19 protein-coding genes are annotated in these 24,608 nt (G+C 46.5%); 13 read left to right on the plus strand and 6 right to left on the minus strand.

Annotated elements, in window-relative coordinates:
* Positions 1 to 11: 11 nt before the first annotated feature.
* Positions 12 to 773 (minus strand): DUF1538 domain-containing protein, encoded by a 762-nt coding sequence (locus tag FCL48_RS02790; RefSeq protein WP_136870715.1) that lies wholly within the window; start codon positions 771 to 773, stop codon positions 12 to 14.
* Between the two features lie 432 nt (positions 774 to 1,205).
* Here FCL48_RS02790 and FCL48_RS02795 point away from each other — a divergent pair, with 432 nt between their 5' ends.
* The 5 genes from FCL48_RS02795 (at position 1,206) to FCL48_RS02815 (ending at position 5,956) form a co-directional block, all read left to right on the plus strand.
* On the plus strand, positions 1,206 to 1,613 hold the full coding sequence (locus FCL48_RS02795; protein WP_136870716.1) for a 4Fe-4S dicluster domain-containing protein: 408 nt from the start codon (positions 1,206 to 1,208) through the stop codon (positions 1,611 to 1,613).
* Positions 1,614 to 1,621: 8 nt separating this feature from the next.
* Positions 1,622 to 2,506 carry a CoB--CoM heterodisulfide reductase iron-sulfur subunit B family protein gene (locus FCL48_RS02800; protein WP_136870717.1) on the plus strand — a complete coding sequence of 295 codons (885 nt, stop codon included), beginning with the start codon at positions 1,622 to 1,624 and terminating at the stop codon, positions 2,504 to 2,506.
* 58 nt (positions 2,507 to 2,564) lie between these two features.
* The gene (locus FCL48_RS02805; protein ID WP_136870718.1) at positions 2,565 to 3,359 is read left to right on the plus strand and encodes a 2Fe-2S iron-sulfur cluster binding domain-containing protein; all 795 of its coding nucleotides are present in this window, start codon (positions 2,565 to 2,567) and stop codon (positions 3,357 to 3,359) included.
* Between the two features lie 77 nt (positions 3,360 to 3,436).
* Positions 3,437 to 5,116 (plus strand): FAD-binding protein, encoded by a 1,680-nt coding sequence (locus FCL48_RS02810; RefSeq protein ID WP_136870719.1) that lies wholly within the window; start codon positions 3,437 to 3,439, stop codon positions 5,114 to 5,116.
* A 336-nt stretch (positions 5,117 to 5,452) separates the two neighbouring features.
* Positions 5,453 to 5,956, plus strand: a complete 504-nt coding sequence (locus FCL48_RS02815; RefSeq protein ID WP_136870720.1) for an ACT domain-containing protein — start codon at positions 5,453 to 5,455, stop codon at positions 5,954 to 5,956.
* Positions 5,957 to 6,043: 87 nt separating this feature from the next.
* Here the strand turns inward: FCL48_RS02815 and FCL48_RS02820 are convergent, their stop codons facing one another.
* Positions 6,044 to 7,432 (minus strand): aspartate kinase, encoded by a 1,389-nt coding sequence (locus tag FCL48_RS02820; RefSeq protein WP_136870721.1) that lies wholly within the window; start codon positions 7,430 to 7,432, stop codon positions 6,044 to 6,046.
* Positions 7,433 to 7,908: 476 nt separating this feature from the next.
* On the opposite strand from FCL48_RS02820, the gene FCL48_RS02825 reads away from it, so the two are divergent.
* The 3 genes from FCL48_RS02825 (at position 7,909) to FCL48_RS02835 (ending at position 12,265) form a co-directional block, all read left to right on the plus strand.
* Positions 7,909 to 8,901 (plus strand): TrkA family potassium uptake protein, encoded by a 993-nt coding sequence (locus tag FCL48_RS02825; protein ID WP_136870722.1) that lies wholly within the window; start codon positions 7,909 to 7,911, stop codon positions 8,899 to 8,901.
* Between the two features lie 205 nt (positions 8,902 to 9,106).
* Positions 9,107 to 10,804, plus strand: coding sequence for an FAD-dependent oxidoreductase (locus FCL48_RS02830; protein WP_136870723.1), 1,698 nt, complete (start codon positions 9,107 to 9,109; stop codon positions 10,802 to 10,804).
* 264 nt (positions 10,805 to 11,068) lie between these two features.
* A complete protein-coding gene (locus FCL48_RS02835) occupies positions 11,069 to 12,265 on the plus strand; it encodes an amino acid aminotransferase (protein ID WP_136870724.1) in 1,197 nt (398 codons plus the stop codon).
* Between the two features lie 65 nt (positions 12,266 to 12,330).
* Here FCL48_RS02835 and hypD read toward each other — a convergent pair whose 3' ends face one another.
* Complete coding sequence (gene hypD / locus FCL48_RS02840; RefSeq protein ID WP_136870725.1) at positions 12,331 to 14,691, minus strand: trans-4-hydroxy-L-proline dehydratase; 2,361 nt, start codon at positions 14,689 to 14,691, stop codon at positions 12,331 to 12,333.
* A gap of 295 nt (positions 14,692 to 14,986) precedes the next feature.
* The gene (locus FCL48_RS02845) at positions 14,987 to 15,337 is read right to left on the minus strand and encodes a helix-hairpin-helix domain-containing protein (protein WP_136870726.1); all 351 of its coding nucleotides are present in this window, start codon (positions 15,335 to 15,337) and stop codon (positions 14,987 to 14,989) included.
* A gap of 257 nt (positions 15,338 to 15,594) precedes the next feature.
* Between FCL48_RS02845 and FCL48_RS02850 the strand changes: the two genes are divergently transcribed.
* The 3 genes from FCL48_RS02850 (at position 15,595) to FCL48_RS02860 (ending at position 18,052) form a co-directional block, all read left to right on the plus strand.
* The gene (locus FCL48_RS02850) at positions 15,595 to 16,170 is read left to right on the plus strand and encodes a flavodoxin family protein (protein WP_136870727.1); all 576 of its coding nucleotides are present in this window, start codon (positions 15,595 to 15,597) and stop codon (positions 16,168 to 16,170) included.
* A gap of 475 nt (positions 16,171 to 16,645) precedes the next feature.
* Positions 16,646 to 17,380, plus strand: a complete 735-nt coding sequence (locus FCL48_RS02855) for a bifunctional 2-polyprenyl-6-hydroxyphenol methylase/3-demethylubiquinol 3-O-methyltransferase UbiG (protein ID WP_136870728.1) — start codon at positions 16,646 to 16,648, stop codon at positions 17,378 to 17,380.
* Positions 17,381 to 17,515: 135 nt separating this feature from the next.
* Positions 17,516 to 18,052: an acyloxyacyl hydrolase gene (locus FCL48_RS02860; protein ID WP_169309048.1), complete on the plus strand. Its 537-nt coding sequence runs from the start codon at positions 17,516 to 17,518 to the stop codon at positions 18,050 to 18,052.
* Between the two features lie 55 nt (positions 18,053 to 18,107).
* On the opposite strand, the gene FCL48_RS02865 is transcribed toward FCL48_RS02860, so the two are convergent.
* Both FCL48_RS02865 and FCL48_RS02870 read right to left on the minus strand, forming a co-directional pair.
* Complete coding sequence (locus FCL48_RS02865) at positions 18,108 to 20,855, minus strand: PAS domain-containing protein (protein WP_169309049.1); 2,748 nt, start codon at positions 20,853 to 20,855, stop codon at positions 18,108 to 18,110.
* Between the two features lie 169 nt (positions 20,856 to 21,024).
* Entirely contained in the window at positions 21,025 to 22,197 is a 1,173-nt protein-coding gene (locus FCL48_RS02870) for an iron-containing alcohol dehydrogenase (RefSeq protein WP_136870731.1), read from the minus strand.
* Between the two features lie 413 nt (positions 22,198 to 22,610).
* On the opposite strand from FCL48_RS02870, the gene ilvB reads away from it, so the two are divergent.
* Positions 22,611 to 24,299, plus strand: coding sequence for an acetolactate synthase large subunit (gene ilvB, locus FCL48_RS02875; protein WP_136870732.1), 1,689 nt, complete (start codon positions 22,611 to 22,613; stop codon positions 24,297 to 24,299).
* Complete coding sequence (ilvN, locus tag FCL48_RS02880) at positions 24,280 to 24,606, plus strand: acetolactate synthase small subunit (RefSeq protein WP_240744723.1); 327 nt, start codon at positions 24,280 to 24,282, stop codon at positions 24,604 to 24,606. Before ilvB ends, ilvN begins: the two co-directional genes overlap by 20 nt.
* Positions 24,607 to 24,608 lie beyond the last annotated feature (2 nt).

A 24,608-nucleotide genomic window follows, 5' to 3' on the forward strand; every position in this document is an offset into this window, starting at 1 on the left:
CTGTGTCCTTTTTATATCCCAAAAAAAATAATACCGTAGCCCATGACAAAAATCATGGGGAGCAGAGATGCAAAAGCGATGAGACCAAACCCGTCCAGGAGTGGATTACGCCCCTTGATGATGGTTGCAAGTCCTACTCCAAGGGCAGTGACCAGAGGGACGGTGATGGTTGAGGTAGTTACTCCCCCGGCATCATAGGCGATTCCAATGATCTCTGCAGGGGCAATAGTGGTAATGAGTATCACCAAAATATAACCTCCTATAATGAGAACGTGGATAGGCCAGTTCAATAAAATCCTCAGTACTCCGAGAAGAATGGCAAACCCTACCGAAAAGGCTACCGTCAGTCTCAGTCCAAGTGCATAGGAAGCAAGCGAAGAAGGGGCCGGGTCAAGCAGGCCTCCCTGGGCCGCAATTTCTGCTGCTTTTCTACATATGGCGATAAGAGCGGGCTCTGCAATGGTTGTGGAAAACCCAAGGGCAAAGGCAAAACTGAGGAGCCAGAACAGACTGCCTTTTCTGGTGAGCGACTGGGCCATACTTTCACCCAGGGGGAAAAGTGCCATTTCCAGCCCCTGGATAAACATGGAGAGCCCAACAATAACCATGAGGGTGCCAAAAAGGATATCTCCAAACTGGGGGAGAGGCTGGCGAATAATGACTATTTGAAAAAAACCGATCACAAGCACAATAGGCAGGAGGTCCATTGCGGATTGTTTGAGCTGACCTACGATGTAGAGGAAGGTTTTATTGTGGAGTGGTTTAGATTTCATGCTTTGTATTATAACAGCTACTGAGGATTTTGTACCAGAACAATATTTACAGAGAAAAAATCGCTTAAATATTTATTTTGGTATGTTGAAAATCCTTAGAAAAATGAGGCTTCATTCATTAAAAACCTCTAAATATTTGTATTTAAAAGTTTTATTGCCTGTTGAAAAAATGTTTTAATCTGTTAAATATACTGTTGTTAAATAACAGTAATGGGTAGAAGCGTTTCAATTCCTCATCTCCTCTGTAGATATTATGTTGTTGCATATCTCTGGTCTTCTTTGGAAACCACCGAGCTTTGGCTGTAATCAACAGAAAAGATGAGTGACATTGTCACTAGGAATCATGGTGATTGTGCTCGGCTGCACGTGATACTTCCCATTAACTAAGGTCTCTGTATGAGAGTAACTTCTAGTATTTAAAAGAGAAATTAAATGACATTACCAATTAGTGACCAAAGTCTCTCTCTCAGTTCGATTGCGGAGATTAACACGCTCAGTGGTGAAAATGTAAAAGTTTGTATGCAGTGTGCAACATGTACGGGGATGTGTCCCATGGCCCAGGAGATGGATTTCAGTCCACGTAAGGTTATGCATTTTGCCCAGTTTGGTCTGATCGATAAGCTGCTCGAAATCAACACCTTCTGGAAATGTGCCTCCTGCCATGCCTGCTCAGTGAAGTGCCCTAGAGGAATCGACATTGCAAAGGTTATGGAGGCTTTACGGCAACAGACGCTTCGTAAGAGTAAAAACCATATCGAGCCTTCTCAAATGGCAAAAGAAACCATCACGGAGCTGCCGCAGATTGCATTAGTTGCCGGTTTTAGAAAATTCACCAGTTAAGGAGAGCAATGAAAATCAGTTATTATCCAGGTTGTACCTTGAAGACCAAAGCAAAAAATCTGGACATTGCCGCGGTTGCGTCCCTGGAAGCATTAGGTGTTGAGGTTGAAGAGATCGACAGATGGAATTGTTGCGGTGCGGTGCATTCACTTACCGCAGATGATTTAATTCATCAGGTAGGACCGGTTCGCAATCTGATACGGGCAAAAGAGATGGGTGCAGAGAAGCTGATTACTCTCTGTTCGATGTGCTATAACACCCTTGCCCGTGCCAATCAAATCATGAAGACTGATCCAGTCAAACGGGATACCATCAACCGTTTTATGGATGAAGAAATCGACTACAATGGAGAGGTGGAGGTTGTTCATTACCTGAGTTTTTTAAAAGAGGCGATTGGCTGGGAGAAGCTGAAACAACAGGTCAAGGTTCCACTCACGGGTCTTAAAATCGGTTCCTACTACGGTTGTACTCTCCAGCGCCCGGCTGAGGTGGGAATCGAACCTTTCGGTCATTTTGAATTGATGAATGACATGTTTCGAAGCCTTGGGGCAACCGTCATGGGCTTTGCAGACGCTGATAAATGCTGTGGTTCTTACCAGGTACTCAGCAGTGCGCCCGGAGAAAACAGCGCCAGCGCAAACATCATAAATACTGCAGCAGGACAAGGAATTGAGGCCTTGGCCACGAGTTGCCCGTTATGCGAGTTTAACCTCGGCAAACAGCAGCAACAGATGCTGGATAAGGGTAACATTGAGCAGAATGTTCCCACCTACTATTTCAGTCAGTTGTTAGCTGTGGCTTTAGGTCTGGATTCCGAACTGTGTCATTTTGAGCTGAACGACAGACAGAGTCTGACCTTACTGGAAAATAAAAACTATCTGGTTGCAGCATAGCACCAGAATAATACTACGATACCTGCGGAATTTTACAGTGCATTTTTGGAGATAGATCATGTGTGAAACCAAACAAAAGACCCAAGCCACACCGAAAGTTGCAACAGGAGACAGGGCCATCCTTCCGGAGGGCGCCAAGACCATACCTGTCTATATCATGGGTAAAAAATATGAGGTGCCTGAGACCTTAACCATTATGAAAGCCATGGAGTTTGCCGGTTTTCATTTTCTAAGGGGTGCTGGCTGCCGCGGTGGTATCTGCGGCGCTTGTCCCACCGTTTATCGTATGGCGGGAGATTATAAACTGCATTTTGGTCTTGCCTGCCAGACGGTTGTACAGGCGGATATGTACCTTGCCCAAATTCCTTTTTTCCCGGCCAACAGAGCAGACTATTCCATTGAGGAAATTGGTGGACTCCCTGAGGCAATCCATGCATTGTACCCTGAACTTTTTCGCTGTGTAGCCTGTAATCAGTGTACTAAAGCCTGTCCTATGGATGTCGATGTTCTGGGATATATTTCCGCTCTTAAACAGGGGAATATTGAAAAGGCCGCCAAACTGTCCTTTGACTGTATTCAGTGTGGCTTATGTGCCAGTCGCTGCATGGGAGAAATTCCACAATATCATGCGGCCCAGCTTGCCCGCAGGATCTACGGAAGATACATTCTTCCCAACGCTGAACATTTGAAGACAAGGGTGGAAGCCATTGAAGCTGGCCACTATGACGCAATGCTTGCTGAGCTGGAGCAGATGAGCAAAGAGGATCTGGAGAAAAAATATGTGGAGCGGGAACGTGAGCCGGATTTTGCAGAGGTCGGCTCCTGGAGTCCTGCAGAGACAAAATATTTATAATGAACGTTTTTCTGGAACCAGCTCAGAATTTCGAAAATAGAGATTGATTAATCCTCTTGTGGATTAAGGAGAATAGAATGGCTTACACACCTGAAATGAAGGAACTGATCAAAAAAGTTGAGGCCACCCGTCCCGAACGGGTTGCAATGGCTAAGCGCAATGAAAATTATCCGGCCCTTTCTATGGATGAGCGGGCCGAGGTACTGTCAAAGTTTCACCCCGACTACCAGACTGCAGGTAAACGTACCGTGGCTGTTGGTCCGAATAAGGGTGAAACCTTCCAGGATGGTGTCGCTGCCCTTCTTGAATCAAAATCCATGGTTCGCCCCGATAAGGTTAATTTGAGTAACGTAGATTTTGAGACCGATGTGCTGGTCATAGGTGGTGGCGGGGCCGGAACTTCTGCTGCGATCATGGCAGCGGATGAGGGCTGTAAGGTCATCATCGCCACGAAACTCAGACACGGAGACTCGAACACAATCATGGCAGAAGGTGGGATTCAGGCAGCCACCCATGAATGCGACTCTCCCTATTACCATTTTATGGATACCATAGGTGGTGGACATTTTACCAACCAGCGTGATCTGGTGGCAGCTCTTTCAAAGGATGCTCCGCTTTCCATCGCCTGGCTGGAAAAGCTGGGCATGATTTTTAACAAGTATGAAGATGGCCGCACTGTTGTCCGCCACTGTGGAGGTTCTTCAAGAAAGAGACTTCAGTCATCGGGGGATATGACAGGCGCTGAAATCATGCGGGTTGTAAGGGATGAGGTGCGAAACAGACCAGATCAGATAACAGTTCTTGAGTTCAGCCCGGCGGTAGAGCTTCTCCTCGATGAAGATGGCAAGTGTGCCGGTGCCATCCTGCATAACATGGAGACCAAGGAATTTTTCATCGTCAAGGCCAAAGCGGTTATCATCGGCACCGGTGGTTTTGGTCGCCTGCATATCAAGGGCTTTGCGACCACCAACCACTATGGGGCAACCATGGATGGTGTGGTTATGGCCTATCGTGCCGGTGTCGGTAACAAGTCGCTTCATTCCACCCAGTATCATCCGACAGGGGTTGCCTTTCCCGAGCAGAACGTAGGCCTGCTGATTACCGAGAAGGTCCGTGCCCTTGGTGCCCACGTACTCAATATAGATGGAGAGCAATTCTGTTTTCCTCTGGAACCCCGTGATGTGGAATCAGCAGAATTAATCTGTGAAGCCATGCAAAATGGTAAGGGCATTATTACCCCGACCGGTCGGGTTGGACTCTGGCTCGATTCTCCTATGATTGAGGAGCTTCACGGTCCCGGTACTGTGCGTAAGGAATTGCCGGCTAAATTCATCCAGTTTGAGCGCCATGGCATAGATATCAGTAAGGAGCCCATGCTCGTTTATCCGACACTGCACTATCAGAATGGTGGCATTAATGTCAACGGAGATACTGAGACAGTCGTGCCCGGCCTGTATGCAGCAGGTGAAGCCATAGGAGGAGTGCATGGAGAGAACCGGCTGATGGGAAACAGCCTGCAGGATATTATCACTTTTGGTCGCAGAGCCGGGATAAGTGCTGCACGATATGTGAAAAACGGGGTGGAACTGAAAAAGTTAACCCTTGATCATGTGGTAAAATTTGAAAAGGAACTTGCAGCAGCTGGAATTGACAAGCCAAAGGTTGCTCCAATTCTATTGCCGGATTACTCCACTGATGAGATGGTCGAGCGTCGCTGGCCTGACGCCAGAACCAGAGATGAGGCCGTTGCAGCCTAGGTTGCAGAATATTTTGTTGCTACAAAAGGTTTTACCGTAGCCTGAAATAACATCCGTCACAGCATGGTTACTGTGACGGATGTCTTTTTGTAATCTTTTGGCCGTTGCCCTGCAAGCCCCCTGTAGCCCCCTGGGTAAGATTGAAGGTAAGATATAATTGCTATAGTATTTTTGAATCATTGGGCGGGGCAGAGTTGAACGAAGAAAGCTGTCAGACTCCATTCTTACACCCTCAATCGGCGGTGGAGATAGACCGGAAAATGTGCTAAGGTGAGTTGATCTTCACCAATACTATTGACAGACAGGAATCTCTCTTCTACCTACAGGTTGCAAGGTATGAAAAGCAATTATATTACAACGGTTTATGGCCCTGATATTCCAGGGGTTATTAAGTCGCTCTCCATGCTTACCAGGCGTTATGGCGGGGAGTGGCTGACCAGTAAGGTCATTAAAACCAACGGTCAGTTTGCAGCTCTGATGAATGTTGTGATCAGCAGCAGCAAAGAAGTTGAGCTCAAATCTTCTCTTGAAAAAAGCTTTCCAACCCTCACCTTTGTGTATTCGCCTGTGCAGGGGATGATTCAGAAGGCTACAAAAACCATTCGTCTGGTAGTCGACTGTATAGACCGGCCGGGACTGACCGGGGATTTAACGAATATTCTGACCAATCTTGATATCTGTGTTGAAAACATGGAATGCAGACGCTTTGCCATGGATGGGATCGGGAATGTCTTTTCAGCGCAGCTGGCCCTCAGGGTTACCGAATCCACAAAAAGTGAGAACATTGCAGGAGAAATTGAGGCATTGTCCGAGGATGTGCGGGTCAATGTCCTCAAGTGATTCCGGCACCGGAATCTTTGTTGCCTGTCGTCTTGGGCAGTTTTAGATTCCGGTGGAGTGCAGATTTTTATACTATCAGGTTTCGTCTTATTCTTCGCAGAGCGCGTGATGCAGTGCTCGCTGGGCAAGGACAAAATGATCTCTTTCTACGGTGAATTGCATGTTGGTTTGCCGTGAAGTCTGAGAGACGGTCAGGATGTTAATATTTGCTTCGGCAAGGGCCTTGGTGGCCTTGGCGAGTATCCCTGGCTTTGCAATGTTGGAGCCGATGGCGCAGACAATAGCCATCTCTTTTACGGTGACGCTTTCAAATTCGGCCCTGAGATCAGTAAGCAGGACCTCTGACAGATCTTTTTGGGCGATAATGATATCTATAGTGTTGGCGTTTGTGGCCTTGTTGATATAACTGACCCCATGCTTTTCCAGGACAATCATAATCTTCATATCAAAACCGACTTCTCCCACCATTCTGGTGTCATGGATTTCGATACAGGTAACGGAATCAGAGCCGGTTACAACTTCGGTTTTCAACTTGGGACAGATGTAGTCCTTGGTTATAAGGGTACCGCTGTGACTAGGATCAAAGGCATTCTTGATTCGAATTGATATACCTGCAGTTTCCAGGGGTTTAGACGCTTTCGGGTGGATTGCCTCCATACCGACATCGGCCAGCTGATCAGCGACATCAAAATTGGTGTTACAGATCGGATGAACCTTGTTTTCACCAATTATCATTGGATCGCCGGAACAGAGGTGGTATTCCTTGTGAATAACTGCCTCTGCCGCCCCAAGAATAACAGCGATTTTTGAGAAGGTCACCTCGGAATAGCCCCGGTCAAATTCACGCATAATTCCTTCTATTCCCTTGGTATAACCGGTCGCAACGCATATTGTTTTCGAAGGATCTATGTTTTTAAAAGTGTGCTCGATCCTTTCGTCTATGGTTCGCTCCTTTCTATCCCTCCAACCGCTGAGGTCAACAAAGGTGGCATTGTAGCCCATGTTCTGGAGGATATTGGTACTGTTAAAGGCGCTGTGCAATTCGCCGATGGAGGCCAGTAGTTCCCTTGCTGCCAACAGCAGTTCTCTTCGCATGACATACCCTGAACCGAGGACTGTATCCATGGATCTCAGAATATTGACAGAGAAGGCGATACGCTCACAGATGAAGTCGTCGGCCTTTCTGGTGTTAAGGCCGATATCCGCAAACCCTTTATTTATGGAGCAGAGTTTTTTCTGCAGGTTGAGCATTGCCGGTTCGTAACTCTCATTATGGATAAAAGTTTGATAGATGCCCGGCATCCCGGTTTTTTTGTGCTCAAGCAGTTCGTTGGTGATCCCTGAATAGGCGGAAACGACATAGATTCTATTGAAAAGATCCGTTTTATCCTTGAGGATAACGTTATTTAATACTTCCTCAAAACGGGACATCGATGTACCGCCTATTTTCTCCACACGTAGATTGTTGTTGCTCATTTTATATTCACCAAAAAGGAAATGTGTTCATCAAACCAGATTAATTGGGGCTGTATCCTATCGTAAAGTCATGGGGGTCGCAATAGATTTATAAGAATAAAAAAAGGTCAATATCAAGAGGTTGGGACGAGGAAATCAGCTCCTCTGGTGAAGCCATGAAGACACTGTTATTGTGATGTTTTGTAGACTCTGGGTTGTGTTAAGTTTTTTACAATACAAACTATTTTCTCTGGTTTTTCAGATACAGTTACCTGTTGAAAGGTTTCTTCAAAACGTGATTTTATCTGACAGTATCTGTCTGCTTTCAGCGGTTTTGAGCCTTTATCGTAGAAGCAGAAAAAACAATGGATGATGTTTGACAGTGACAACGGTCTCTTCCCATCTGATATGATCTGGCGGCAGGACCTGTTTCGTGGTAAATTGGCAGTCATAAAAGTTAAATTGCAGTGAAAGGGTTAACCGGTGTCTGTAATTTTATGGAATATCATAAGCTCAGAATTTCTCTCATTTTACTCATTCTTACCATAGCCTTTGGTACGGGTGGCTATGTTATTTTTGAGGGGATGCCTCCTTTTGAAGCGTTTTATATGACGCTCATCACCATAAGCACTGTTGGATTTTCTGAAGTCAGGCCCCTGTCCGATATAGGTCGCGGAATTACCATTATCATAATCATTCTGGGTATCAGTTTATTGACGTATACCCTGGGCCAGGTTGCCCGTATTTTTGTTGAAGGGGAGTTGCGCAATATTCTTGGGAGAAGAAAATTGGAGAAGAAAATAGCTGAACTCAAGAACCACTACATTATCTGTGGTTATGGCAGAATTGGTTCAATCATCGCAAATGAGCTGGTGGCCGCCAGGATCCCAATTCTTGTTTTGGATCAGGACCCAGAGCGTATCGAATCTCTGGAAGCGGCCAATATTCTCTATCTGTGCCGGGATGCAACCTCGGACGAGGCCCTAATTGAAGCAGGCCTTGAGAGAGCTGCAGGTCTTGTGACTGCCGTGAGTTCTGATGCCAATAATGTTTTCATCTCACTTTCTGCAAAGGAACTCCGTCCTGATATTTTTATCCTTGCCCGGGCCTCAGACGAAAACAATAAAAGCAAGCTGATCCGTGCGGGGGCCAGTAAGGTGGTCTGTCCTTACCAGATTGGTGGTAAAAGGATGGCTGAGATTATCCATAAGCCGACCGTTACCGATTTTCTTGAACAGGCAATGGTAGACGAAGAATTGAATCTGCAGCTCGAAGAAGCGCGTATCAGTGATACTTCTAAAATCGCTGGATTATCGGTTATGGGAAGCAAGCTCCGGCAAAAATATGGTGTCATCATTATCGCCATTAAAAGAAAATGTGGGAAGATGGTGTTTAATCCCGGTCCTGAGGAAACCTTCCTCGGGGGTGATACTATTGTACTGATTGGTAAAAAATCCGAATTAAGAAAAATGAACGAATATATATCCTGACATGCCAGAGGGGTTGTGCTCGTTCTGCCGGCTCCTGCAAAGCAGCTTTCAGGGCACAGTCATCCTGATGGTTTTGATCAATTTTATTCAGGTAATTTTCCTGAATTACACTTTGACATTTGCGGAAAAAACTGGGACATTGGATCTTTGTTTTTGGCATATGAACAATATGACACAATGTGGTAATCTTTGCAGAGGTATTGATATGAAACCCAGGAAAATTGTCGTAATAGGAGGTTCTGCGGCAGGTGCTAAGGCTGCAGCCAAGGCCCGCAGACTTGATCAGAAAGCGGAAATTACAATCATTCAGAAGGACCATGACCTGTCCATGGCGTCCTGCGGATATCCCTACTACGTCGGAGGGGTATTCGATAATAGAAGTGCACTGCTTGCAACGCCCACCGGTGTTATCAGGGGCCCTGAGTTCTTTATGAAAACAAAAAACATCAAGGCCTTGATAGAGACCGAGGCCGTTGGCATCGATCGACAGAAAAAACTTGTCCACTGCCGCAGCGTCCAAGGCGGTGCTGATTCTACAGTTGAGTACGATAAGCTGGTCTACTGCACAGGAGCAAGTGCAAAAGTTCCACCTGTTCAAGGGATAGATCTTGACGGAGTGACGAATCTGCTTTCCATGGAAGATACTGACTTCCTGCATCAAGTAGTGAAGGAAAAAAAAGCAAGCCATGTCGTGGTGATCGGTGGAGGCCTTATTGGTGTAGAGGTCTGTGAAGCACTGGCTAACTGTTCAATTGAGGTCACTCTCGTGGAGATGGCTCCAGATATTCTGATGTTCCTCGACCCTCAGATGGCAAAGCTTGCGGCCAACCATATGAAGAGCAAGGGCGTCACAATTCTTACCAAGACCGGCCTGAAGGCGTTTGTGGGTGAGGAGGGTAAACTTGCAGGGGTAGAGTTAAGCGATGGCTCTGTCATTGATTGTCAGGTTGCCGTCGTTGCAACGGGTGTTCATCCAAATAATAAACTCGCAGCAGATGCAGGGCTTGCAATCGGCAAACTCGGCGGGATTCTGGTCGATAAATACATGGCAACCTCGGATCCTGATATCTATGCAGCAGGTGACTGTGTAGAGGTGAGAAATATTATCACCGGACAGCAGTCACTGGCCCCAATGGGCGATCTTGCCAATCTTCAGGGGAGAATTGCCGGTGAAAATATAGTCATGGGAAACAGTGTAACCTTTCCCGGTACCGTTCATACTGCCATCTGTAAAATATTTGATTTTGCAGCCGGGGCAACTGGAATAAGCGAGACAACGGCCAGAAAATGCGGCTTTGATGCGATTGAGACCGTTGTTAATGCAAGTCCGGACAAACCAGGCTTTATGGGAGCCAAACTTCTTGTTTCCAAAATTGTTATCGACACAAAATCGAGTAAAATCATCGGTTATCAATGTGTGGGAAATGGTGATGTGAGCAGACAGCTTGCCACTGCAGCCATGGCTATACAGGGTGAAATGACCCTTGATCGTCTCTGCTGTGCCGATCTTCCCTATGCTCCGCCGTATTCTCTGGCTATTGACCATTTTATCGCTTCAGCACATATTGTGCAGAATAAGATAAAAGGCCGGCTCAAAACAATCAGTGCCAGCGAAGTTCAGGAAAAAGTGGCTCGTAATGAAAAAGTCTTTTACCTTGATGGTCGTGGTCCCGATGAGTATGAATCCCTGTGCCTTGGAATAGGTGAGCATTATATTCCACTTGGAGCCCTCAAGGGACGTCTGGAGGAATTGCCACAAGATAAGGACAGCGAGATTATCTGCTTTTGCAAGGTGAGCTTGCGCGGATATGAGGCCGCCATCGTTTTGGAAGACCTTGGCTACACCAACGTAAAAGTTATGGAAGGCGGAATCATGGCCTGGCCCTACCAGCGAGAGAAGTAATCTCAGTTCAATTGATGCAGGAAGGGTGCACAGGTAACCCTTTCTGCATTTCATGTGTAATCTTCCTCCTCACAGGTGTCCATTTGGTACCTGTTGTACGATTGAATTCTAGGTATTAGCCATCTGATCAATAGAAAGCTTTCTTGTTGCAAAAATGTAATAACGCGGAGTGCGTTGTTTTTTTATTCCTATTGACAGAGGTGTTTATTTATATATATTTTTCCAGCTTCATTTTAATTTAATTATCCATCAATGGAGGAAGATATGTGGCAAAAAATTGAAGCTGCACCTGCTGATTCAATTCTGGGATTAACAGATGCTTTTAAAAGTGATACAAATCCCAACAAGGTGAATCTTGGTGTGGGTGTCTATAAGGATGAACAGGGTAAAACTCCGGTTTTGGATTGTGTAAAAGCGGCAGAAAAAATTCTGCTCGATGAAGAAAGCAGCAAAAGTTATCTTCCCATCTCCGGCGATCCTGTCTATGGGCGTGAGGTGCAAAAACTTCTTTTTGGTGCAGACAGTGAAGTCATTGCCAACAAGCGTGCCGTCACCGCACATGCTCCGGGTGGAACGGGTGCTCTGCGGGTTGGGGCGGATTTATTGAAAAAATTTTACCCCAAAGCCAAGGTGTGGATTTCTAATCCCACCTGGGCTAATCATAAGGGCGTTTTTGCAACCGCAGGCTTTGAACTTGGCCAGTATGCGTACTATAATCCAGAGAGCAAAAACGTCGACTTTGAGGCAATGCTTGCATGTCTTGCGGCCGTTCCTGCGGGAGATATCGTTCTGCTCCATGCCTGCTGTCACAACCCAAGCGGTGTTGACCTGAGTGATGAGCAGTGGCGGACTGTGGCGGCACTTGCTAAAGAAAAGGGCTGGATGGCGTTTCTTGATTTTGCCTATCAGGGTTTCGGAGAAGGAGTTGAGGAAGACCGGTGTGCTGTGGAGGCCTTTGCTGCAGTTGGCGTTGATTTCTTTGTGGCCAGTTCATTTTCTAAAAACTTTGGTCTCTACAACGAAAGAACCGGAGCCATAACGATTGTCAGCCAGACGGCTGAAGAGGCCGTAGTTGCCATGAGTCATTTAAAGGCGACGATTCGGGTCATATACTCCAATCCGCCTGCCCATGGTGGACTGGTTGTGGCAAAAATTCTGTCAAACGATGCACTGCACCAGCAGTGGCTGGCCGAACTCGCTACAATGAGAGAACGTATTAAGGCCATGCGGGTTGCGTTGGTATCCGGGCTTGCAAAACGTGGGGTACAGGAAGACTTTTCCTATATTACTTCACAGCGTGGCATGTTTTCCTTCAGTGGACTTTCAGATACCACTGTTCAATGGTTAAGGGAGAACAAGGCAATCTATGTTGTTGGTGGTGGCAGGATAAATCTTGCGGGACTGACAATCGCAAACATAGATTATGTCTGCGACTCTATTGCTGAGGCTCTGGGCGCCTGAAAGATCTTACCCACTTGCCTTTTTTTAGGAGCCGATTCTGCCTGGTGCAGAATCGGCTTTTTTGGTTATGCCATCTCCTGCGCCGTTCTGCTGATGATCTCTTCCTGGTGCTCACGGTCAAGATCCACAAAATAGTCACTGTAGCCTGCCACTCTCACAAGAAGGTCACTGTATTCATCGGGATGCTTCTGGGCATCTCGCAGAGTCTTTGTATCCACGACGTTAAATTGAATATGGTGTCCTCCTAAGGTAAAATAGGTACGGACGAGGCCCGTTAATTTTTCAAGGTCTTCATCGCTTTTCACAATGGCCGGCAGGATTCGCTGGTTCAGGAGTGTGCCGCCTGATTTTAACTGATCCATCTTTGAGAGCGATTTGATGACTGCAGTGGGCCCGTTACGGTCGGCACCATGGGAGGGTGAGGTCCCATCTGAGGTGGGCAGACAGGCAAAACGGCCATTGGCAGAGGCTCCCAGCATCTTACCAAAATAGACATGGCAGGTGGTGGAGAGCATATTGAGGTGATAGACTGAGCCTTTGGTGTTGGCCTTGCCGTCGATGGCTGTATAAAGTGAATTGTAGACCTCTTTCATGATATCGTCGGCCAGGTCGTCGTCGTTACCATAAAAGGGTGTTTTATTCCACAGCGTAAGACGCAGGGCTTCTTCATCTGCAAAATTATTTTTCAATGCATTCAGCAGTTGCCCCAGAGAGATCGTCCTGTTTGTGTACACATGGGTTTTAATCGCAGATAAACTATCTGTGACGGTTCCTATACCGCAGCACTGAATATAATTGGTATTATACCTTGGGCCGCCATCGTAATAGTCCCTGCCATTTTCAATACAATCGTGAATAACAACGGAGAGAAAAGGCGCGGGGGAATATTTGGCATACATTCTTTCGATGTAGTTGTTCATCCTGATTTTCAGGTTAACCACATATTCAAGCTGTCTGGTAAAAGCCGTATAGAGATCCTCGAAGCAGGAAAAGTCTGCCGGATCTCCGGTCGGCAGGGTGACCAGTTTTCCTGTGAGTTGATCTACCCCGTTATTGAGTGTTACTTCAAGGATCTTTGGCACATTGAGGTAGCCGGTGAGAATGTAGGCTTCTTTGCCAAAGGCACCGGTTTCGATGCAACCGCTGGTGCCCCCTTCCCGTGCATCCTTAATATTTTTACCCACCCGAACCTGTTCCATTACCACGGCGTCGCTGTTGAAGAGTGACGGGTAACCGTAACCTTTCCTGATAACCTTGGCTGCCGCGGTTACGAAGCGGTCCGGGGTCTGCTGGCTGATATGAACGCTTGGCTGGGGCTGAAGCAGGTGCAATTCGTCCGAGACCTCAAGGCAGATGTAGGAAACCTCGTTACAGGCATCGCTACCTTCAGCGGTTACTCCGCCAAGGTTTATCTGGGTGAAATCGTTATAGGTCCCGCTTTCCTTGGCTGTAACACCAACCTTTGGCGGTGCCGTGTGATTATTTACCTTTATCCACAGACAGCTGATGAGTTCCTTTGCTCTTTCCCGGTCGAGGGTTCCTGCCTCTGTCTCCCGCTGATAAAAGGGGTAGAGGTGCTGGTCGAGGTGCCCGGGCGTCATGGCATCCCAGCCGTTGAGTTCCGTGATCGTTCCAAGATGGACAAACCAGTACATCTGCAGGGCCTCGTGGAAGGTTTCTGGTTTGTAGGCAGGCACCTTGTTGCAGACCCTTGCGATCTGTAAAAGTTCTTCCTTTCGTACCGGGTCTTGCTCTTTTTCTACCATGGAAATGGCAAGATCACGGTGGCGATGGGCGAAGATAATAACGGCATCGCAGGCGATATCCATGGCCTGCAGCTGTTCGGCTCGATCTGAGGCTTGCGGGTCGTGGGCGTAGTCGAGGCGGGTGATTCTCTTGGCGATTTTATCTTTAAAATCAAGCATGCCCATGGAATAGATCGTCCCGTCCAGTGCGGTATGACCAGGCGCCCTCTGCTCCATAAATTCTGTGAAAAGTCCGGCTTCATAGGCACGTTGCCAGTCTTCGGGCAGTGAGTTGAAAATACGGTCGCGCATGGATCGTCCCTGCCAGTATGGAATGACTTTTTGTTCGTAGGTCTTGATATCTTCAGGAGCCACAGCGTAGCAGGTCATGGACCTGTCATTGAGTATACGCAGATCGTCTGCACTGTGACAGGTGAGTTCAGGGAAGGTTGACACGGCTTTAGGAGCTGGCCCCCGTTCACCGACCAGAAGCTCGCCATCCCCGATATAGAGAGTTTTATGGGTGCAGAGATGTTTGAAACAGAGAGCCCGAAGAACAGGCAGAGCGTATTTACCGTTGTTTTCCTGATAAAATTCTGTTTCCAAAACGGCCCGCTCAATTGAAATGGACGGTTTGGTTTCAAAGCTTGCCTTCCTCAGCGTTTCGATCCTGCGGTTCATTGCAATCTCCATTTGAATGACGGAACTCTGGTAGAGAGGATGATTATGTAGATTCTTTAAAGGAACTACGATTATTAACTTTGCGACTTCAGTTAACAATAAATCTCATTCCTATGCAAGTTCAAAAGGGTTATATTCAGCGAACTGTATACCCTCTTATCCATTGGGAAAACGTAGATGATATCATTGTTCTCCAAAAAGAAAAGACCTGGAGAAAGGCTGGCAGAAAAAGCGGGGGCAGGGGAGTTGTTTCTGGGTACAAAGTCATGACTTTGTACCCAGAAAGTAGTTCTTTTTAGAACTTCAGCAGAGGCTTGATTTTTTCAAGAAGAGACATGTCGATGCCTTCAACGTTGAGAAGGTCTTTTGCTTCTGCAAAGGACCCATGTGCCTCGCGGTAAGCTGCAATTGCATCACCAAGTTTTGGTCCTATTCCTGGGATTTTAGAGAGCATCTCAGGCGTAGCGCTGTTAATATCAATAAGGTCGGCCAGAGAGCCTGTGTCGGCCATGGTGGTTGCCTGTTTTGCCATATCAGTGACGGCTGCCATGCCTGGAGCTTCTTCGCTAAAAGATGGTCCGGCAGTGAGTGCAAACATAAAGGTTGCGCCAATTGCCATGCCAGTGAGCATTTTTCGTGATATCATGTTGTAAGTCTCCTGTGTATTGAGTTTACGAAATTTAACACATTGTTGATGCTACCTTTCCAATGTAATACAATCTGATGTCGAGTCAATCCTGGCGAGGTAAGTAAATGGTAAGTGGTTGTTAATAATTGGTTATTCCGAAACGATGTATGGAGAGAAGTGGGCTGGAAAAAGGCATGGAATACTCATTTATTGCAGGTTATAGTCATTGTTGAAAAGCGATAAAAACAGTCAGGATATAAACCGGAGGAAAGAGCATGAAAATGTTAGTACTACTTGGAAGTCCAAGAAAAGGTGGTAACAGTGATACCCTTTCACGACTTGTTGGTAAATCATTTGAAGAAGGTGGAGGTACAGTTGATTATACCTATCTTAATACTTTGGCGATTCGCCCCTGCCAGGGCTGTGGTGGCTGCGAAAAAACAGGGGCCTGTGTTGTAAAAGATGAAATGGGCCCTGTTTTTGAAGCGGTGGACCAGGCGGACAGGATATTGCTGGCGAGCCCCGTTTACTTTTATGGTCTTTCTGCACAGAGTAAAATATTCGGTGATCGTATGCAGGCTTTGTGGGCACGAAAATACCTGCTCAAGAAGCGGTATCGTCAGGGTGAAGGACGAAAAGGGTACCTACTCTCGACTGCGGCAACCGTAGGGCCAAAGATATTTGACTGTAGCATCCTCACGGCCAGGTACATCTTTGATGCTGTAGATGTGGAATATGGGGGTGAGTTCCTGGTCAAAGGCGTTGACGAGAGAAAGGCTGTCGCCGGACATCAGGAAGAAATGGATCGTGCAATACAGTTTGGTCAGGATATCATCGCGGGCCGGGTATAGCCTGGAGGGTAGGAATTGTTTTGTATTGATACTCTTGTAAAAAGGTCGTAGCGAAGATTTTGGGACCATGAGACAGATGGACTTCTTGTTCTTTTTGACCAGATCGTCAATCTGTCTGATGGCAGTTGTTGCGGCTTTGCTGGTACGATGGAGCGTGAGCTTCGACCTTTTGGTTTGCGATAATATTATTTATTCTCGACACCTTTTTTGGTATAGACAACCTTTTTGCCAAGCTTTTATCAAGACTGGCTTAATCCCACTGTGTTTACCGCACTGTTACCCGTTGCAATCTGTATTACATTCACACAGGTTTTTCTTAAGAGACGAGTTTGACTGAATGATTGTACCTGTACCATACGTGTCTGCTATGGAAATGTGGTATGGTTTGAACGGGAGCAGGGAAAAGAAAATCAAATAGATATGAAGTTGGTGAGAACAATTTGCTCTATCTCGAAAGAGACAAGATTAGGACAGAATGATGTATTTGGAAACAGCAGACATTGACACGGCGACAGCTGAATACGCCAGTCGTTTTAAAGGTGCTGCGGGAGAATTTTTACTGAAAAGACAGACCGAAATCACTCTCTCATTGTTGCGTGACTTGCCCAAAGCGACGGTTCTCGATGTTGGAGGAGGCCATGCTCAGCTTGCCGAACCTCTTGTTGAAAATGGCTTTGAGGTTACAGTCACAGGGAGTGATGACAGGTGTATTGAGAGGCTTGCCCAGCGGATTCCAAGGTTTGATTTCGAATATAAAACCTGCGATTCGCTGCAATTACCCTTTGAGGATCGATCGTTTGATGTGGTAATGTCTTTTCGTCTTCTCTCCCATGTCAGAAGATGGCCAGAGCTTATTGCAGAACTGAGCCGTGTTGCCAAGTATTGTGTATTGTTTGATTATGCTGATAAGCGATCATTTAATTTTCTCTACAATTGTCTTTTTGAGGCGAAGCGCAAAATGGAGGGGAACACCCGGCACTTTAATCTTTACAGCCGAGGGGAAATATCCAGAGAACTTGCGAAAAACGGTTTTCAGAAACCAGCTTTTAAACCCCAGTTTCTCTGTCCCATGGTTGTCCATCGCCAACTCAAAAGTCGAAGTATTTCAAGTGTGATGGAAGGCTGTTTTCGGGTAACGGGTATGACACAGTTTTTCGGTTCACCTATTATCGTGAGAAGTGATCGCGGTAAGACGGTGGGGCCGAGGTGAGTCAGGCGTATGTTATTCAGTCGTAAATAGCCTGATCTCTTGAGTGAGGTATGGTGATTACCTTTCCTGTCTCTACTGCATGAAATGGGGAGGTAATTGAAGTCCGTCAATCTAAATAATATGCTGAAAACGATTATGAAAGTTTTTAAAGGGGTCATGATTGGTTGTGCTTTTAGTATGCTGGCAGGGTCCTCGGCTTCCTCGACGACCCTGAGCCAACTGGGGCTTGGTTATGGTAAAGAATTTCGGGGGAACAAGGATATCTCTCAGTTTGAGCTGTACTACAGACATCCTCTCTCTTATAAAAAAAAGCTGGGAGATGTATGGAACCTTTCCACAGCCCTCGAGTTTGGCGGTGCGGTCATCGATGAGCAGGATTCTGAAAATTCATCCACCGGCAGGCTTTCGCTCATGCCCCAGATAATGCTCAGCCCAAATGATGCGATAAACGTTATTGTTGGAATTGGTACGGGTTTTATGATGGGCGAGACAGAGTTCACAGATCATAACCTGGGGGGGCCCTTCTTTTTTTCATCAAAGGTGGGTTTTCAGCTGGTCCTTGGGAAACATCTGGGCCTTGAATACAACTTTTATCATCAGTCAAATGCTGGTATTTACGACTATAATGCAAGCTTGAACATGCATTGTGTTTCGCTTTCTTATCAGTTTTAAGTGAGCGGTTTACCTGCATCTTGCCCTATACTCTTCTGAGGGGGGGGCAACCCCATTATCCGCTCATGGCATCTGAGAGGGGCAGGGCTATTGTAAAGGTCGAACCTTTTCCTGGCGTGGTGTCCACCTGTATTGTTCCATTATGCTTTTCTGTGATAATGGAGTGAGCAATAGACAATCCCTGTCCTGTACCTTTGCCCGGTTCCTTGGTGGTGAAAAACGGGTCGAATATACGCTCTCTCACCTCATCGGCAATCCCTCCTCCATTGTCTGAAATCGCTATTTCAACGTGGCTGTCCTTGTGCCTGGTTGAAATGGCGATGAAACCTTTCTCACCATTTTCTCCGTTACGACTTGCTATGGCATGGGCGGCATTGACGATGATATTCAAGAACACCTGATTTATTTCAGACCTGTGGCATGGCACCAGAGGGAGCTGATCGTCAAGGTCAAAACTCATTTCAGCGCAGTACTTCCATTCATTGCGGCAGACAGTGGCGGTATTTTTTAAGCTGTCGTTTATGTCCGCATTTACCATGTTCTCTTCACCTGGATGGGCAAACTGCTTCATAGAACGGACAATATTTGAAATCTGAGTAATCCCCTCTGAAGATTGTTGGACGGCCAGTGGCAGTTCTTCGAGCAAATAGTCTATATCGTATTGCTCAAACAGCTCTTTAATCTTATCTTTTCCTGCAATTTCAACAGTCTTTGAGATAAAACTTGCAAGATCCGGCAGTGAGTCGTGAATGAAATCAAGATTGGTGCTGACGAACTGGGCCGGTGTATTTATTTCGTGGGCAATCCCTCCTGCAAGGGTACCCATCGCCTCAAGCTTTTGTGCCTGCCGCAGGTTCTTTTCAAGTTCTGTTTCGTGGGTGATATCCCTCTGTACTCCGATGTAATTGATCAGTTCTCCCTGCCCGTCCCGTATTGGGGAAATAGTGACTTCGGCAATATAATGTGTGCCGTCTTTTCGTCTGTTTATGAAGCGTCCTCGCCAGACTTTTCCCTGTTTGAGATCGTTCCACAAAGCGCTATAGAATTCAGCAGATTGTTTACCGCTTTTAAGAATTCTCGGGTTGTGGCCTTTCACTTCGGCCAGGGAGTAACCTGTGACCCTTTCAAAGGCGGGGTTTGCATATTCAATATTACCGTTACTATCGGTAATAATGATAAGGTCATCGGTTTGCTCAACCGCTGTCGTCAGGCGCGTTTGTTCCTGCTCAATTATTTTACGCTCAGAGATATCAGTGATAATTCCATCAATGTAAAGGCATTTTCCAGACTCATCATAAACGGCCAGTCCCTGCTCCCAGACCCATTTTATTGTATCGTCTTTACAGCGAATCCGGTATTCCAGGGTAAAGTGTTTTTTTGAATTTATTGCTTCTGCGACGAGCCGGGAAATTTTTTCTCTATCTCTTGGATCGATGAGAGCGCCGTATGATATTATCGTATTGGCAAGGAGTTCATCCGGGAGGTACTTGGTAAGATTATAACAACCCTCACTCACATACATCATGCTCCATTCTGGGGTACTTTTGCAGCGATATACCATTCCCGAAAGATTAGAGAGCAGATGCTGCATCTGTTCTTCTTTTCGTTTCATCTCCTTGTTGGTCAGATGAAGTTCCTCCGTTCTTATATCGACCCTTTCTTTAAGCTCTAAGGTGAGTCTGTTCAGACTTGCCTGAGCCTTCTTCTTTTTTACAACATTGATGGAGAGCAAAAGAGTGAGAAATGAAAGAGCCAGGATGACGGCCACAGTCGCCCAGATGGCAAGTCTGTGTTCTTTGTAAAACTGCGGCTGCGGGTTGATAAAAATAGTTTCCTGGGGAAATGCGTTTTCGTCTATACCAAATCTCTGCAGAACGGAAAAGTCGGCAAAATATTGATTGGGACTCTTCATGATCACAGGGAGACTATCTGCAGCTACACCATCCAGAATATCGAGAACGAGTTTGGCGGCGACCTGTCCCTGAAGGGCGCCGTTGGTAAGGTATCCTCCAATGACTCCGTGATTGAGGTAAAAATCAAAAAGACTGTATACAGCTACAGGAGAGTTTTTGCTTATGAGCTCTGCCGATTCATAATACTCAAATTGACGGCCGTTATTATCTCGAAAGAAAACACCCAGAAGGACAAGGTCGTCCGCAGATAAAGAGTGGAGCAAGTCCAGAAGGTCCTCAGTGGAGTAGTTTTCGGTATAGAGCCAATCAATCTGGGGGTATTTACCCTTGGTTTCTTCCTTAAACGACAGTTTGAGTGCCGTTGCCGTGACGGATTCGTCGTTGACCACGATAATTCTTTTTGTCTTTGGATGAATAGAAAGCATGAGGTCAACGGTCTTACGGACACCAACAGATTCGTTTATACCGGTTATGTTTTTTTGTCCCCGGAGCATTTGAGGGGTAAACGAATTGATGCCGCAGAAGACAATCGGGCTTTTGGGAAAGAGTGCAGTGCGGAAATCCAAGGCAAAATTCAGGGCGTGATTATCAGAGACAAGAACGGCATTAAAATAAGTGTTGGCATATTTTCTGGCAAGAGCTTCCTTTTGTTGCAAAAGATACTCTGGGGAAAAAAATCTTTTTGTATCAAGGTATTCAATGCGAAGATCAACGTCTTTGCCAAATATTTCGTTTTGCACAGCCGAGGTAATATCGTCTGTCCATTTGTAGCCTGCGTGATACGAATGAAGGAGCAATACTTTATGTAATGCCGCAGCCTTTGCAGGATGAGACATCAGGGTAAATGTAAACACAACAATAAAGACACGAAAAAAAATTCTCAGATCCATAAAAAACAGCCCCATATTTTAAGGTTTCTTTATGATATCTTTTTTTTAATCGATAACAAAATTATCTTTCAGTCGTATATATATGTGGTGTCCAGATTGGGTCTTTTCTTTTAGCAAACAATCAAGATGACTCAGGGCAGTTAGCCCCCCTCAGGTAAGTGGCAGCCCTTTAGCATCTTGCTCGAAGAATAGTCTTAAGATCGTTTTCTCCCAATTCTATTGGGTTGTACTTATTGGCCGTTTCGGACACTATTTTCTGTATCGTTTCATCGGAAATATTAAATGTAGAGAGATCGGGAATCTTGAGATTCTCGGTATATTCTCCAAGGATGTTGATGAAGTGATCCTGTAACCAGGCATCGCTTTTTCCGGCCGCACCGGAAAATATTTTTCCAAGTTCGGTGTATTTAGTAAGGGCCGGATGTTCGATATTTTCCTGCCTGAGTCGTAAAAGAGTAAGGTGATTGCATGGTTCCATCAGTGTACCGCAGATGTTTCCATGGGCGGCAGGAATGATACCTCCAATGGCGGAGGCAAAACCATGAACCGTTCCAAGGCCTGCGTTGGCCAGAACGATACCGGATAGCATTGCCGCATAGGCAAGATCGCTGCGTGCTTCAAGGTTTGTTCCCTCCTTGACCACTGTGAGGAGGGAACGGGCGATGGCTGTGATGCCCTGCAGTGCCAAGCTGTCGGTTAAAGGAGAGCTGTTTGTGGAGAGATAGGCCTCAACCAGTTGAGTAAAGCAATCCATTCCACAACTTGCGGTAAGAGAAGGCGGGCAGTTCCGGGTAAGTTCGGGGTCGACTATCGCGACGTCAGGGATATAGCTGTCATGGCGGAGGGACTTTTTAAAGCCTCTTGTCCCCACAACACTGAGGACAGCGTTGCTTGTGGTTTCACTTCCTGTTCCTGAGGTGGTTGGTACTGCAATAAACGGGATCTTTCTGCCGCTCGGTTGTTGGCTGCCCACCCCTTCCAGGTAATTTATCACCGGTAGATCTTCTTTGAGCATTGCCGAGATGGCTTTTCCGGCATCCAATACACTGCCGCCGCCGATTGCGACGACAGAATGGAACTGTTTCCCCTTATGTCTGGTGACGATATCATCTATCATCTGCGGAGATGGTTCCTGGTTGATACTCTCAGAAAGATACGTTACCTGCAACTGATCAAGGTCAACGACCAACTGGTTGAAGGCATCCGAGGCGACAAAAGATTTTGCTCCGGTAACAAGCAGTGTCCTAGAACCATAATGGGCTGCTTTCCGGGATATTTCTTTTTGGGCTGTGGCGCCGAAAATGATTTGAGGAATTGATTTGAAACAAAAGAGTTCAATCACAGATACACCAAGTTTCTGATATTATGAGGGTTGGTCAGGAATTATCATGACAGATTCAGGGTAATATACAGCTGGCCGCAAAGAAAATGCCATGACGGTTTTTTGCTGGACCGTAAAACACTTGACCGCTCAGTTATTTTTTGCTATTGCTATTGATAATTAGCACATAAAATTAAATTTTTCCCTTACAGAAAATGCATTCACTAACTTCAATCATTTCAAACCTGTTCCTTAATGTCGCACTCGTCGTCAGTGTGGTGGTCGTGGTCCGAAAGGTTGAAGGCGGAGTGCCGTGAGGGGATAAGATAAAATAAATCAAGTAGTTAAACCCCTGTTGGCGCTTCGCCGGCGGGGGTTTTTTTATGCCCTCGCTTCCGAATTGCCAGCAATCATGAATATCCACGGAGGATAATATGAATACAATGAATGGTGCTCAACTCATAGTGAAGTTGCTGGAAAGGCAAGGGATTGACATTATCGCAGGAATTCCGGGTGGGGCAAATCTGCCGATGTATGATGCCCTCTTTGAATCTACAGCCATACGACATATTCTCTGTCGGCATGAACAGGGGGCAGGCTTTGTGGCCCAGGGAATTGCCCGGTCGACCGGAAAGGCTGCTGTCTGCTTTGCCACATCGGGGCCGGGGGCCACTAATGTCCTCACAGCCATTGCGGATGCCTATCTTGATTCTATCCCTGTTATTTGTATTACCGGCCAGGTGCCTGCATCACTCATTGGAACGGATGCTTTTCAGGAGGTAGATACCTATGGAATGTCGATTCCCATCACCAAACACAATTTTCTGGTCCGTACGGTGGGCGAGCTGCTCACTATCATTCCCAGAGCCTTTGAACTGGCACTTTCCGGACGTCCCGGGCCGGTTTTGATTGATGTACCAAAGGATGTTCAGATGGCTGAAATTTCTTTTGCTCAGTGGCCTGAACCCGGCAGACGCACTACCGAAAAAGCAACAGATATCGAATCATTACGGGCGGCAGCCGATATGATAAATCGGGCAAAACGACCAATTCTCTGCCTGGGGGGAGGGATTATTCATGCAGGTGCTGCGGAGGCAGGCCGATTGCTTGCCGAAAAAGGGGGCTTGCCCACGACCATGACCCTGATGGGCCTGGGGGCAATTGCCTCAGATCATCAACTCTCTCTTGGTATGCTGGGGATGCATGCGGCCCGTTCCACCAATATGGCATTGCAGGATTGTGATCTGTTTATAGCTGCCGGTGCACGGTTTGATGACAGGGCGACAGGAAAAATCGTTGAATTCTGCCCGGATGCCAGCATTATCCATATGGATATTGATCCCAGCGAGGTGTCGAAATTAAAGACAGCTCATATTGCCCTTGTGGGAGATGTTAAAAGGTCCCTGGAAGCCTTGCTTCCCCTGGTCACTGAAAACAGCCGAACTATCTGGAATAATCAGATTGAAGTCCTCAAAGAAATGTACCCGATGACCTCACCTGAGGCGAGGGTTCCGGAAAAGCCCTATGGCCTGATCCTCAAAACTTCAGAATTGCTCGACGAGGGAAGTTTTATCTCAACGGATGTCGGCAAACATCAGATGTGGGCTGCCCAGGTCTTCCCCTTTGAAAGACCGAGGCAATTGCTTACTTCAGGCGGTCTTGGCACCATGGGCTTTGGGCTCCCTGCAGCAATTGGTGCAGCCCTTGCCCATCCGGATAAACAGATTGTCCTGTTCACGGGAGATGGCAGTTTGCAGATGAATATACAGGAGCTTGCAACAGCCATAGAGCAACAGGTGAATATAAAAATTATTATTATGAATAACAATTCGTTAGGACTCGTGCGTCAGCAGCAGAACCTTTTTTACAACAAACAGCTCTTTGCCTCGGATTTTCAGATTGATATCGATTTTGTGACCATCGCCAAAGGTTTTGGCATGAAAGCGGTGAATGTCGAAGCGGGCGGCGATCTACCTGCCCTTTTAGAGAGAATGCTCGCTGAACCGGGACCGTGTCTGATCAACGTACCAATTGATAGAGAGGAAGATGTGTATCCGATGGTTCCCCCAGGGGCTTCAAACAGCATCATGTTGGGAGGGTGTAATGCAGAAAAATGTAAATAACAGGGACAGTGAAATGGAGAAGACAAGACAGGTTGACGCTATTGCAGTACTTGAATTAGTGGTAAACAATCATCCGGGTGTCATGTCGCATATCTGCGGCCTTTTTTCCAGGCGGGCATATAACGTTGAAGGAATTATCTGTATCCCAATGCAAGACGGTATGACCAGCAAGATGTGGCTGCAGGTAAATGAAGAGAATAAGCTGGAACAGATCATCAAGCAGGTCAAAAAATTACCGGATGTGCTGACCATTGAACGCCACGATGGGGGGCACAGAGTTTTTGAGAGGGTTGGGGTACTTGTGTGAAT

This window comes from Desulforhopalus sp. IMCC35007 (genome assembly GCF_005116575.1).
Classification (GTDB): domain Bacteria; phylum Desulfobacterota; class Desulfobulbia; order Desulfobulbales; family Desulfocapsaceae; genus Desulforhopalus_A.